Origin of the sequence: Corynebacterium sp. 11A, assembly GCF_008930935.1 — a bacterium.
In the GTDB taxonomy this organism is placed as follows: Bacteria; Actinomycetota; Actinomycetes; order Mycobacteriales; family Mycobacteriaceae; genus Corynebacterium; species Corynebacterium megadyptis.
Genome location: NZ_PQMR01000005.1, coordinates 56,582 through 69,357, shown reverse-complemented (window position 1 = coordinate 69,357; position 12,776 = coordinate 56,582). Strand labels below are relative to the sequence as shown.

Below are 12,776 nucleotides of genomic sequence, written 5' to 3'. Positions count from 1 at the left end.
TGGCTCGTAGGCCTCGCTAAGCGGAGCCATTCTTGATCAGCTGGGTGAGCTCCTGGATCTGATCGTAGGTTTCGCGATTTTCTTGCATCTCGTTCTTGATCTTGCGCACCGCATACATCACGGTGGTGTGGTTCTTACCACCGAATTTCTCGGCGATCTGGGGCAAGGAGAGAGCCGTGAGCTCGCGGCAGATGTACATGGCCAGCTGGCGGGCATGGACCACCGCATGGGTTTTACTCGTGCCGGTGATGGTGTCCACCGAGATATCGAAGTAATTAGCCGTGGCGGTGATGATGGTCTGCCCGGTGATCTCGACGTGCTTGTTCTCCGGCATGATGTCGCGCAGCGCCACCTCGGCGTGCTCGATGGTGATCGGCTGATTGGTCAGCGAAGAAAACGCCGCCACCCGAATCAGCGCCCCCTCGAGTTCACGAATAGAGGACTCGAAGCGGCTGGCGATCAGCTCCAGCACATCCCGGGGCACTTGGGTGCCATCGTCTTGGGCCTTCTTCATCAAAATGGCGATGCGGGTTTCTAAGTCCGGGGGCTGAATATCGGTGATCAGCCCCGCGGCAAAACGGGTGCGCAGACGATCCTCGAGAGTGGTCAGCTCCTTCGGGGGTCGGTCCGAGGACAAAATGATCTGCTTATCCGCCTGGTGGAGGGCGTTGAAGGTGTGGAAGAACTCTTCCTGCGTTCCCTCTTTGCCCTCGAGGAATTGGATGTCATCAACCATGAGGATGTCGAGGTTGCGGTAGCGCCGCTTGAAGGCTTCCTGGCGGTCATCGCGCACCGAGTTGATGTAGTCATTAGTGAATTCCTCACTGGAGACATACTTCACGCGCAGGCCCGGCTGCAGTACCTGCGAGTAAAGGCCCGCAGCGTGTAGAAGGTGGGTTTTCCCCAGTCCTGATCCGCCCCAGATGAACAGCGGGTTGAAGGCTTTCGCTGGGGTCTCCGCCACCGCGACTGCCGCGGCATGGGCGAAACGATTGGAGGATCCGATAACGAAGGAATCGAAGGTGTACTTCGGATTCAGCGATCCTTCCGAGGATGCCTTGGGGGCCGGCTGTTCGCGAGTATAGCGCTGCGGTGCTGCTGCCTGCGGATTGGTTACCGGGTGCCCGAAACCCACCGAGGCGTCGTGGCCGCGCTGCGCCAGCGAATCATGGTGCTGAGCCCCATGCTGGCCGGGCTCGGAGTGCTGCGGTTGTTCGGGATAGTTGGCATGGCTTTCCTGCCAATTCTTCTCCGGCCAGCCCTGATCCGCCCACTGCTGCTGCGGGCTGTCGCCCTCGGAGTGCGCGGTAGGCTGCGAGAGCGTCTGCGCGCTGCTCGGCGGCGGGACGACAGCTGCATTGTCGTTATTGAGCATCTCCGTGGCCGCGCTGCTGGCCGCCCGGTGGGGATCTGGGTGGTGCTCGGCGTGTTCGGCGTGCTCGGAATAGTCCGCGGGCTGCTCGGGGGCGGCGGTCTCCGGCATGATTGCTTCCGGATTGACGCTGACGGCCAGCCCCGTCGGGCGGCCCATATGGGTGGTGAGAACAGAGGTCAGCGCAGGTCCCAAGTCCTGCTCAATGACGCTTTTCGCCATCGCATGAGGCGCGGCGAGCACCGCATAGCCCGGCACCAAGGCCACCGGGGTGACGAGGCTGAGAAAACCGCGCTGGCGGGCGCTAATTGGTCCGATCCCAGAGGAGGGTTGCTCAGACAGCGCCAACAGATCGTTAATCACGCTCTGCCACGTCTGGGCGAGAGAACCAGAATGCTCTGTCACAGGGAAAGCCCCTTACTACACGGGTGGACGGACAATCACGGGCACAGCACCACCACCGGGTGATGGCACGCGGAAACGACACATCCGCACCATCCCTGCCACACAGGCACGATACGTTTTCCCAGCGAGGAGGTCGTTTCCGAATAACGGTGTCCTCGAAAGGAGCTGCAGCCACCAGCCATGGGCACCCTTAGCTCACCGCTATCGCGGCGAAGCGAGGAAAAACCAAAGCCTCAAGGCGCACGCGCGCTTAAAGCCGGTCTCCCCTCTCCCCGACGGCCTTTCCGAGCCTGTTCATAACCCCCAGAAAAAGCGGGTTATCTCAGTCGGAAAGAACGCTTCGCTGTGGATGCACGGTTGTGTGATTACACCGCCGTGTGCACAGAGCCGACATAGCCGAACTCCATGGTGATGCGGAGTTTTCCACAACGTTATCCACAGCTGTGGATAACTGGACTGCACAAGCGCTATCCACAGCCTAGTCGAGAGCCTGTGCATAACTAAATCGCCGAAAAAATGGGTTCTGAGCTGCATCAAAGCGCCGGGCTCAGGGAAGTCTCAACTTCAGCTTTAGAGTTATCCACAGCCACGGGGTGTTCACAGCTGTGTTTAATTCACGGTTTCCATTGTTACCCGCCGGTGGTGGATACAGTCCAACAATCGCGGGGAATATCAATACTGTAATTATCGTTATCTCCGTACCCTCGGCCGGAAAGTCGATAATCCCACATTGCGATGACATGCTCTTTTTCTGTTGCGCATCGGCATTGCCGCAGGAGCGGGAGCAGAGGAGTGCCGAGGGTCGAGCCGAGAATTACATCGGCAGTATTTCAGGGGTAAAAAATGCTCATTCTCCCCCCGCTGTAGCGCCGTGGCTCTTCCTCGGTGGCCGTGCGGGCAGAGCGCGGGGAGCGTGGCCGAGGGGGCTTTACACTCTTGGATGTGGGTACTGGTGGAATCACCTAAATACCAGTACACCCGTACTATTTGTGCCGAGTTCGGGGCCGTACAAGTCCGTCCGCGATGGTGTCCTGGTTGCAGCACAGCTACAGCGGGAAAAGCACAGGGATGTAAGTTCGCCCAGCTAGCGCCACTAATCTTATTCGCGTGGCAACTTGTTATTCACGACGGCCATACCGTATTCTGTCTAGGTCTATTGCGGTCACGCAGCTGCATCGCGGGTTCAACCTGAGGTTGAGCCTTGCAGATGGGGTGGGCGGGGCCGCGTGTGGACGATACTTCGGCGGTACAGTGCGCTGATCCGAGCGCCGGCTCGGAGGTGGGTGACTACCTCGTTGCGGAAGCTGAAGTATCGATCTGCATCCTGTTTCGCTTCGGCGGAAGAGGGGAAGAAGAGAATTCATCTCATGAGTTCCTTAGGCGTCGCGCAGCGCCAGCGTCTCAGTCCGCCATTGTGGTCTGGGTCTCTAGTGCTGAGCAGCGCGGAGCTTATGACAGCAAACTTTCAAGGAGTGTTTGACCTATGGCTAAGGGCAAGCGGACTTTCCAGCCCAATAACCGTCGTCGTGCCCGCGTCCACGGTTTCCGTACTCGTATGCGCACCCGTTCCGGTCGCGCTATCGTCGCTGCACGTCGCCGCAAGGGCCGTGCTCGCCTCACCGCGTAGTTTTCTTTTCCCGTGAGGCGACGGCGCCACGCACTCTGTGGCCCGGGGCCTCGCCACCGAAAAATTACTCGAGGGGCGCACTGATGCTTCCGAAGAACCTCAAAATTGGTTCCTCTGCGGAGTTTTCGCAGGTTGTCTCCGGCGCAAGCCGGGCCGGAACCAAGCGCGTGGTTGCTTATTATTCGCGCGCCTGCGAGGAGCGGGAGCCTCAGGTGAGCTTTGGTGGGCCGCATTTTGGGCTCATCGTGTCTAAAGCCGTCGGGAATGCTGTGATTCGTCACCGCGTCGCCCGGCGGCTGCGGCATATCTGTGCCGAGCTCGCCAACGAGCTCGATCGCACGGACCGAGTGGTCATCCGAGCGCTGCCTGCCAGCGCCGATGCCCCCGCAGGGAAATTAGAGGACGATGTTAGACGAGCACTCGCACGCAGTCGACGACGCTTCGCCGAGCGCACCGCACAGTCCCACTAGGCCCACTCGGCGTGGCCCGCTGACCGCGGTGTTGGTCGGTGCGGTGCGGCTGTACCAGAAGTATCTTTCTGGACTCAAAAGCGGCCCGAGCTGCCGCTTCGAACCGAGTTGCAGCGCCTACGCGCTGGGCAGCTTGCAGCGCTTTGGGGCGTTGCGTGGGGTGCTGCTCACCGTGATTCGTCTGAGTAAGTGTGGTCCTTGGCATCCGGGCGGCTATGACCCCGTGCCCCCAGTGCAGAGAAAATGATGGAATAATACACGCATATGTGCCGCCGGTGGCGGCGCGAGCGAACACCCCATGTGGCTGTAGTTTTTCTGCGGCACGACGCAGGCGCCGAGCGGCGCGCTGCTGAACCCTGAACGATGATCACACCACGTAGCAGCTAAAGGAGCATTCAGAACGCCGTGCTGGATCCTATTTATTATGCAATTTCTGCCATCTTGTGGTTTTGGCACAAGGTGGTCAGTTATGTCCTCGACCCCGACTCGGGTGTGTCCTGGGTGCTCGCCATCGTTCTTCTGACGGTGACCATCCGTGCCTTCCTCGTCAGGCCCATGCTCAAGCAGATGCGCTCGACGCTGAAGATGCAAGAGATGCAGCCGAAGATGCAGGCCATCCGCGAGAAGTACAAGAACGACCAAGCCAAGATGATGGAGGAGTCGCGCAAGCTGCAGAAGGAGATGGGTGTCAACCCCATCGCCGGCTGTATCCCGCTGCTCGTGCAGATGCCGGTGTTCATCGGCCTGTTCCACGTGCTGCGTTCCTTCAACCGCACCGGTACCGGAGGCACCCAGCTGGGCCTGTCCATTGAGGTCAACCGCAATACGCCGAACTACATCTTCGGCGTCGATGAGGTGCAGTCTTTCCTCGATGCTCGTATCTTCGGAGTGCCGCTGTCCTCCTATATCTCCATGCCCAATGAGATGTTCGGCGCCTTCGGCACCGTGGACTTCACCCGCGCCAAGATCATTGCCGTCGCCGCACCGCTGATTCTCATCGTGGTCTTCGCAACCCACATGAACGCCCGCCTGTCGATCTCCCGCCAGGAGGAGCGCCGCCGGTCCGGCAAGACCAAGGCCCCGCAGAATGACATGATGGCCACCCAGATGCAGATGATGAACAAGATGATGCTCTGGTTCATGCCCGGCATCATCCTTTTCACTGGTGTCTTCTGGCACATCGGTCTGCTCTTCTACATGGCATCGAACAACGTGTGGACCTTCTTCCAGCAGCGCTGGATCTTTGCCAAGGTCGACGCCGAGGAGGAAGAAGAGCTCGCCCGCAAGCGCGAAGCGAAGCGCACCACTGCTCCTCGCCCTGGCCAGAAGCCGAAGAACCCGAAGAAGGGCACTAACTCTTAAACGCGCTCAAGCGTCCTAGAGTTCAGCGACCTAGTAAGCCCCCGCGGCCCAGCATCCTCCTCGCAGAGATGCTGGGCCGCGATGCATATTCCCCCTTGGGAAAGGCCGCATAGGGCAACGTATAGTGATGAATACAGTGCAGTCTGGCTGGGCAGGAGATACAGCCAGCGCCGAGGATGAGGAAAGGGATGTTTCACGTGAAACCAGAGTCGGAGGGCGAGCTGAATACAGAGATGGCTCCGCCGCCTGCGAGCGCGGCTGCCGTCTTTGGCGAGCGTCTCGATCTCGCTGTGCGCTATCACGCCTCGCTCGCCACCACCGGCACCCAGCGCGGCTTCATCGGCCCCCGCGAGATCCCCCGGCTTTGGGAGCGGCATATCCTCAACTGCGCGGTGGTCACCGAAGCCATCCCGGCCGATGCGCGTCGCGTGGCCGATATCGGCTCCGGTGCGGGCCTGCCCGGCATTCCGGTGGCCATCGCCCGCCCCGATCTCTCCATCACCCTCATTGAGCCGCTGCTCAAGCGCTCCACTTATCTGCGGGAAGTGGTCGAGGAGCTGGAATTGGAGAACGTCACGGTCGTGCGCGGCCGCGCCGAAGAAAAGACCGTGCGCGCTGAGGTTGGCCGCTTTGATGTGGTGACCTCGCGGGCGGTGGCCCCCTTGGGCAAGCTCGCCCGGTGGTGTATGCCGCTGGTGCGCCCGAATGGGAAAATGATTGCCCTCAAAGGCTCGAGTGTGCACGAAGAATGGGAACGCGATCACGCCACTATCGCCAAGGCCGGCGGCGGATTGGGCACAATCATGACCGTCGGTGAGGGTGTGCTGGAGCAGCCCACCACGGTGATCAGTATCCCGCGCCGCCGCTAGAAGTTGGTGTGGGTGCGTCGGCCTCTTACCCCATTGGTTGGTGACACAGTGAGGCACTAGGCTAGAGGCCTAGGTGTGTGCGCCAAGAGGGTGGCGTCGATTAAGCATGATGGCCATGCTCCGGGCAGCGCACGCGGTAGTCTCATAGGCCAGCCATAGAGGGGATAGATCAGCGAGCATGCATGAAACTACGTGGGACGACACACCCATTGCCGCTGCGGCACAGCGGGCGGCGCAGGTGCGCACCCCGAATGCGCTGAAGCTGCCTCGACCCGAGCGGCCGCGCATCGTGACGATTGCGAATCAAAAGGGCGGGGTGGGTAAGACCACCAGTTCCGTCAATCTTGCCGCGGGTCTCGCGATTTGCGGGCTCCGAGTGCTGGTGATTGACCTCGACCCGCAGGGCAATGCCTCCACCGCGCTCGGCGTGGAGCATCGCGCCGGCACCGTCTCCAGCTATGAGCTGCTCCTCGGCGAAACTACCGCCGAGGAAGCGATGCAGAGCTGTGACTTCTCGGAGAATCTCTTCTGCATTCCCGCCACGATCGATCTGGCGGGTTCGGAGATCGAGCTGGTGTCCATGGTGCGCCGCGAATATCGCCTGGCAGATGCCATTAATGAGGACTTCCTCGCCGAGCACGATTTGGACTATGTACTCATCGACTGCCCGCCCTCGCTGGGCTTGCTCACGATTAACGCCATGACCGCCGTCAACGAGGTGATCATTCCGATTCAGTGCGAGTACTACGCGCTGGAGGGCGTGGGCCAGCTGCTCAATAACATCTCCATGATCAGCACCCACCTCAACCCCGATCTGCATATCTCCGCCATCCTGCTCACCATGTATGACGGCCGCACCAAGCTGGCCGAGCAGGTCAGCAGCGAGGTGCGCAATCACTTCGGCGAGGTCGTGCTCAACACGGTGATCCCGCGCAGCGTGAAGGTCTCCGAGGCGCCAGGCTATAGCCAGACAGTGCTGGAATATGATCCCGGCTCGCGCGGCGCTATGGCCTATCTGGATGCGGCACGGGAGCTGAATAATCGGGGCGACTACCCCGCCACCGAGGAGTCCTCCCCTATTGGCCAAGCCCCATCCGGCGATGAGGATTGACGGAAACATGCCCAGGAAAGATACTGGGAGCGAGCGGGGCGATCGTCTCGATCGCAGGCGCTTAAGCGCCCCTGCAGCGCCCACGCGGAACGCAAACGAAGGATGTTGAGCAACCATGGCGAATGAAACTCGTAAAGGCGGTCTCGGCCGCGGTCTCGCGGCCCTGATCCCCGATGGCTCCGCCAAGCCGCGGCTGGGCAATAATGCCGCGAGCATCGTTCTGGGCGAGTCCTCTCGCGAGCGCGGGGCGGCCGGCAACCAGGGCGCACGCGGCAATCAGGGCGGTTCCCAGGGCCATTCCCAGGGCCATTCCCAGGGCGTGGCGCAGGGCGGCACCGGCCAGGGTCGCCAGCGCAGCCAGAAAGGCGTGCAGCGCAGCCGCCCCGAGAATATCCACGAGGACTACTCCACCCCGATGGGTGCGACGTACCGGGAGATCCCCATTGGGCTGATCGAGCCCAATGAGAAGCAGCCCCGCGAGGTCTTTGATGAGCAGGCCATGGCCGAACTCACCCACTCCATCAAGGAGTTTGGCCTCATGCAGCCCATCGTGGTGCGCGAGGTAGCCGAGGGCTATGAGCTCATCATGGGCGAGCGCCGCTGGCGCGCGGCCACCAAGGCCGGCATGCAGGAAATCCCCGCGATCGTCCGCGAGACCGAGGATTCCACGATGCTGCGCGATGCGCTGCTGGAAAATATCCACCGCGTGCAGCTCAACCCGCTGGAAGAAGCCGCCGCCTATCAGCAGCTGCTGGAGGAGTTCGGTGTCACCCAAGCGGAACTGGCCGATAAGCTGGGCCGCTCTCGGCCGGTGATTACCAATATGATCCGGCTGCTCGCCCTGCCTGTGTCGGTGCAGCGCACGGTGGCTGCCGGGGTGCTGAGCGCGGGCCATGCCCGCGCTCTGCTGGGCGTGAAGGTGGGCGAAGAGGCCCAAGAAAAGCTCGCCAAGCGGATCGTGGCCGAGGGCTTGAGTGTGCGCGCCACCGAAGAGGCCGTCACCCTGCTGAACCGCGGTGGGAATGCGGATAAGCCCGCGCCCCGCGAGAAGGCCCCGCAGCCGGAATACCTCACTCACGCGGCCGAATCCCTAGCCGATAGCTTGGACACCAAGGTGACCGTGCAGGCTGGGAAGAAGAAGGGCAAGATCATCGTGGAGTTCGCGGGCCGCGAGGATTTCGAGCGTATCGTCGAGCTCCTCGAGCGCTAATCCAGGTGCACGCTACCGGCCGGGGATCACAATGGGCGCCGATCACATCCAGCTGCTGCGGCTCGATCCGCGTGGCCTGAAGCATGTGCACCCGCAGGCGCGCCGCAGCATCTTCTGGGAAGTTGCGGCCGCCGATGAGGCCCTCATCCGCGATAGCGCCTTAGAAAAAGAGGCGTGGATCGTTCATGCCGCCACCACCCTCGGGGTGTGCGGCTTCAACCTCATTACCCCCACAGAGACTCTCGGCACCATCCTCTTCTGCCCGCCCGCGCTCGCCGGCGGCGTCTCCCGCCTCCCCAGCGGCCCGGTCCCCCGCCGCGCCATGCTGCTCAGCTCCTTATTTCGTACCCCACAGCTGGGCACTGCGCCGGTGCTTATCGACGCCGCCCTCATGCACCTCAGCCGCCACGGCATAGAGACAGTGCAGGCCTTCGGCTGGCGCGTCAGCGGCCGAGAGGAACTGGACTGGGTGCCCGAGCGTATCGGTTTGATGAGCGAAGAAGAGCTGCGGGCCGCGGGCTTTGAGGTGGTGCGCGAGCACCCTGTGGTGCCCCGGCTAGAAATAACATTGCCGCCAGACTCCTCAGTGCTGGCGGCGGCGGCCATGGACACCCTCAGCGCGGAGCTACGCTGCTAGGAAGGTATCGGCTTAGCAGTTTTCCTGCTCGAGCAGTTCCGCGAAATTGTAGGTGCCGGTGGGCTGATCATCGGCATCCATGAGGTAGAGGCGCTTAACGGCCACCACGATGGCCTCGGCGATATCATCGCGCACCATCGGGTCGGTCAGCTTCGCCACGTCCGCATCGTTGGTGAGATAGCCGGTGACGACCTCCACGGTGGGCATCTGGGTCAGGCGCAGCAGCTCCCAGGTGCGGCCGTGATTACCGCAGTTGATCATCTGGGTGCGGGCAACGATCTCTCGCTGGATGAAGCCGGAGAGCTTCTCCCCTGTCAGCGAGGAGGAGCCGAGGGCGGAGCCGAAGTAGAACGTGGCCACACCGGAGGCTTTGTCATTCTTGTAGCGATCGGCTTGGAGGCAGATCATGAGATCCGCACCAAAGGCGTTGGCCACATCGGCGCGGGACTCCGCGGAGGAGTTATCCCCGCGTGGGCGGGACAAGATGGTCTCCATACCGGCGGCGATCATGCGGCCCTCGAGGCGGGTGGCGATATCCCAGAGGATTTCCTCCTCCGTGATGGCACCATAGGTGCCCACGACCGTCATGCCCTGGTCCTTGCCGCCGAGGCCCGGGTCGATCACGACCCGCTTGCCGGCGAGACGTGGCCCTGCACGGCGAATCTGCTCATCCTCGCGGATCGCCTGCGGGCAGCCGCCCGTGATGCGTAGTCCTAGTCGGCTGAGCGCCTTGATGGTCTTGGGCCCGCAGATGCCATCGGTCTCCAGACCGTAGTTGAGCTGGTAGTTTTTCACCGCATCAAAGGAGTTGGGCCCATAGCGGCCGTCGATGCGGTCGGTGTAGAAGCCGAGTTCCTGGAGCTGGGTCTGCAGCTGCACCACGTCATCTCCCACCAAGGTGTTATTCGGCTGGTACTGCAGCACGCGGGCTCCCAAGGTATAGGAGGCCTCGCGGAGGGCACGGAGCGTGATTTCACCGATAAAGCCATCAGCGATGATGCCGCGGGATTGTTGGAAGCCGCGAACGACCTCGGCAAGAGCGGTATCGAATAGCGTGTCGGTTGCTGCATAGCTATCGAAGTCATCGGAAGATCCGTCTGCGGATTCGTCGACGGAAAGCAGCCCAAGACGAGCAAGGCTCTTCCGTACTTCCGCTACGCGCGGGCTACGGTCACCAACCCGCAACACGTCCACCACCGAGGTCCCTTCTACATTGATTGCAGCCGCGCTGCGCGGCTTTTCTAGTGCGCAGCACGACACCTGATATCTCAGCGTGTCACTATTCTAGGCGCGGGCGGCCCGCTAAACGAAAGTTGCTGAGAAAGGCACTTTCACGCTGTCGTTTTAACCTTACCAGTTACGCAAGTGACGCAAGTTTTTCCACGTATTCGCGCTTCGGTCGCACGCCCGTGTACTCAGCGACCTTCTCTCCGCCTTGGAAGATCAAAACGGTGGGAATGGACATAATCTGAAACATCGCGCCCAAGCTGCGCTCTGCATCCACATCCACCTTGGCCACTACCGCAGTATCGCCGACCTCCTCGGCAACCTGCTCGATCACAGGCGCGAGCTTCTTGCAGGGGCCGCACCATTCGGCCCAGAAATCCACCAAGACCGGTTTCTCGGACTCGATCACGGTGGACTTAAACGTATCGCTGGTGAGGTTGATGATCTCAGACATGGGGGTCTCCTTGGAGAATGAATGAAGGGCGGGGTTTAGTGCAGCGTGTCTTCCAGTTCGCCCAGATAGTGCTGGGCGTCGATGGCGGCGCGGCAGCCGGTGCCGGCGGCGGTGATGGCCTGCTGGTAGTGATTATCTACGAGGTCGCCGACGGCGAAGACCCCGGGCACGCTGGTGCGGGTGGAGGGCTCCTGAACGCGCACGTGTTTGGTGTCGGTGAGTTCCACCTGACCAGCGGCAATATCCGAGCGCGGATCGGCGCCAATGGCCACGAACATCGCGGCCACCGCCAGCTCGGAGGTTTCACCGGTGACGGTATCTCGCAGCAGCAGCGAAGACACCTTGGACTCGCCGCGCACCTCCTCGACCACCTTGTTCACCATGAACTCGATCTTCTCGTTATTCTTGGCGCGCTCCAGCATGATCTTGGAGGCGCGGAACTCCTCGCGGCGGTGGATGATGGTGACCTTGGAGGCGAAGGTGGTGAGGAAGGTGGCCTCCTCCATAGCGGAGTCGCCGCCGCCCACAACGGCAATCTCGGCGTCCTTGAAGAAGAACCCATCGCAGGTGGCGCAGGCGGAGACACCGCGCCCCAGCAGCTCCTTCTCCCCGGGCACGCCCACATAGCGTGGAGCGGAACCCATCGCCAAGATCACGCTGCGGGCCCGAAACTCCTCTTCACCGACGCGCACGATCTTCACCTCACCGCTGAGATCTGCCGAATCCACCATCTCCATGCGCAGATCAGCGCCGAAGCGCTCTGCCTGGGAGCGCATCTGCTCCATCAACTCAGGCCCCATGATGCCCTCGGCGAAGCCGGGGAAATTTTCCACCTCGGTGGTGGTCATCAACGAGCCGCCGTACTCATAGCCCTCAAAGACCAGTGGCTTGAGCTCGGCGCGTGCGGCATAGATGGCGGCGGTATAGCCTGCCGGGCCGGAACCGATGATGATGACGTCGTGGATCGTGTCGCTCACTGTGAGATGCGTCCTTTACTGTGTGATTCTGCGGCTAAAGTCTGCGGCAGCGGTGGCCGCCGATCGAGCGGCCCTAGCTGCGCGTCAGTGTCTACCTCTGCCACCCTACCCAACCGGTGGGAAAGGCTTCAGTACGCGGGGCGTCCCGCTCGTGCCTTGGTATAACACCGTGCCGGTGTCGAGCATTCCCGCGCGCCGGTATGGCGGCGAGGTGGCGTCGATAAGCCTTGCGGCGGCTAGTTCGCCCCAGCGAGCAGATCCGCGATCTCTGCCGGGTCGCTGTAGAGCTGCTGCAGCTTGGTGCGGGCCCGTGCCCGCCGCGATTTCACCGTGCCCACGGCTACGCCCTGGTACTCGGCCACCCACTCCACGGTGTAGCCGGCGATATCGATGAGATAGAGCGCCTCCCGCTGTTCTGGGGAGAGCGTCCGCATGATCGCCTGCAGCGCCAGTCGCGAGAGCTCGCTGATGAAGGGATCGTGGCTGTGCTGGTAGGCAATGGCACGGGAATGGGTGTCATCGTCCATCACCGCCAGCTCGTGGCGCTGGTGTGGGCGCCGATTGGTGAAGTCATAGCCGGTATTCGACACCAGCTTGTGCAGCCAGGTGGACAGGGTGGCCTCGGCGCGAAAGGTGTGCATCCGCTGCGAGGCCTTGAGCAAGGCTTCTTGGACGATATCCCAGGCGTCGTGCTCGGTGCGGCTATAGCGGCGGGCGGTGAGAAAGAGCGTGGTGTGGTGCTGTCGCACGATGCGGCGAAAAGCCTTCTCATCCCCGGCCAGATGCTGGCTCACCAGCTCCACGTCGGCGCGGCCGCTCTCCCCCCGTGTGCGATGTGTGGACTGAATATCGGTTGGCATCGGTGTGTTCATGATCTTCTCCCCCAGATGAACGATGAACAGTAGAAGCGGTTAGATTCTTAGCGCGCGGTGCTGCGCGCAGATGTAGTGTGCGAAAAATAGATAGCTAAGCAAAAGGTCCGGTGCACATCACGGTGTGCACCGGACCTATATAGGGGGATAGAGCTGAGCTAGAGGGTCATATCTTGGGCTAAG

At 61.8% G+C, this 12,776-nt stretch carries 13 protein-coding genes; 8 read left to right on the top strand and 5 right to left on the bottom strand.

From position 1 onward, the window contains the following. Positions 1–16 precede the first annotated feature (16 nt). Entirely contained in the window at positions 17–1,777 is a 1,761-nt protein-coding gene (gene dnaA, locus GBB18_RS05555) for a chromosomal replication initiator protein DnaA (RefSeq protein WP_151641011.1), read from the bottom strand. A gap of 1,483 nt (positions 1,778–3,260) precedes the next feature. Here dnaA and rpmH point away from each other — a divergent pair. The 8 genes from rpmH (at position 3,261) to GBB18_RS05515 (ending at position 9,063) form a co-directional block, all read left to right on the top strand. After that, the gene (gene rpmH / locus GBB18_RS05550) at positions 3,261–3,404 is read left to right on the top strand and encodes a 50S ribosomal protein L34 (RefSeq protein WP_083878205.1); all 144 of its coding nucleotides are present in this window, start codon (positions 3,261–3,263) and stop codon (positions 3,402–3,404) included. 83 nt (positions 3,405–3,487) lie between these two features. Then, entirely contained in the window at positions 3,488–3,874 is a 387-nt protein-coding gene (rnpA, locus tag GBB18_RS05545) for a ribonuclease P protein component (RefSeq protein WP_151549760.1), read from the top strand. Beyond that, positions 3,810–4,121, top strand: coding sequence for a membrane protein insertion efficiency factor YidD (gene yidD / locus GBB18_RS05540; RefSeq protein ID WP_151549759.1), 312 nt, complete (start codon positions 3,810–3,812; stop codon positions 4,119–4,121). Before rnpA ends, yidD begins: the two co-directional genes overlap by 65 nt. 158 nt (positions 4,122–4,279) lie before the next feature. After that, complete coding sequence (gene yidC, locus GBB18_RS05535) at positions 4,280–5,236, top strand: membrane protein insertase YidC (RefSeq protein WP_151549758.1); 957 nt, start codon at positions 4,280–4,282, stop codon at positions 5,234–5,236. A gap of 233 nt (positions 5,237–5,469) precedes the next feature. Beyond that, on the top strand, positions 5,470–6,105 hold the full coding sequence (gene rsmG, locus GBB18_RS05530) for a 16S rRNA (guanine(527)-N(7))-methyltransferase RsmG (protein WP_225979238.1): 636 nt from the start codon (positions 5,470–5,472) through the stop codon (positions 6,103–6,105). Positions 6,106–6,283: 178 nt separating this feature from the next. After that, complete coding sequence (locus tag GBB18_RS05525; RefSeq protein WP_151549756.1) at positions 6,284–7,216, top strand: ParA family protein; 933 nt, start codon at positions 6,284–6,286, stop codon at positions 7,214–7,216. A 115-nt stretch (positions 7,217–7,331) separates the two neighbouring features. Next, positions 7,332–8,426: a ParB/RepB/Spo0J family partition protein gene (locus GBB18_RS05520; protein WP_151641010.1), complete on the top strand. Its 1,095-nt coding sequence runs from the start codon at positions 7,332–7,334 to the stop codon at positions 8,424–8,426. A gap of 31 nt (positions 8,427–8,457) precedes the next feature. Further along, positions 8,458–9,063 carry a hypothetical protein gene (locus tag GBB18_RS05515; protein ID WP_151641009.1) on the top strand — a complete coding sequence of 202 codons (606 nt, stop codon included), beginning with the start codon at positions 8,458–8,460 and terminating at the stop codon, positions 9,061–9,063. A 12-nt stretch (positions 9,064–9,075) separates the two neighbouring features. Here the strand turns inward: GBB18_RS05515 and GBB18_RS05510 are convergent, their stop codons facing one another. The 4 genes from GBB18_RS05510 to GBB18_RS05495 form a co-directional block, all read right to left on the bottom strand. After that, positions 9,076–10,260, bottom strand: a complete 1,185-nt coding sequence (locus GBB18_RS05510) for an N-acetylmuramoyl-L-alanine amidase (RefSeq protein WP_151549753.1) — start codon at positions 10,258–10,260, stop codon at positions 9,076–9,078. Positions 10,261–10,420: 160 nt separating this feature from the next. Next, the gene (gene trxA / locus GBB18_RS05505) at positions 10,421–10,744 is read right to left on the bottom strand and encodes a thioredoxin (RefSeq protein WP_151549752.1); all 324 of its coding nucleotides are present in this window, start codon (positions 10,742–10,744) and stop codon (positions 10,421–10,423) included. 35 nt (positions 10,745–10,779) lie between these two features. Next, positions 10,780–11,721, bottom strand: a complete 942-nt coding sequence (trxB, locus tag GBB18_RS05500) for a thioredoxin-disulfide reductase (RefSeq protein WP_151549751.1) — start codon at positions 11,719–11,721, stop codon at positions 10,780–10,782. 236 nt (positions 11,722–11,957) lie between these two features. Then, positions 11,958–12,593, bottom strand: coding sequence for a sigma-70 family RNA polymerase sigma factor (locus GBB18_RS05495; RefSeq protein WP_225990246.1), 636 nt, complete (start codon positions 12,591–12,593; stop codon positions 11,958–11,960). Positions 12,594–12,776: the final 183 nt, after the last annotated feature.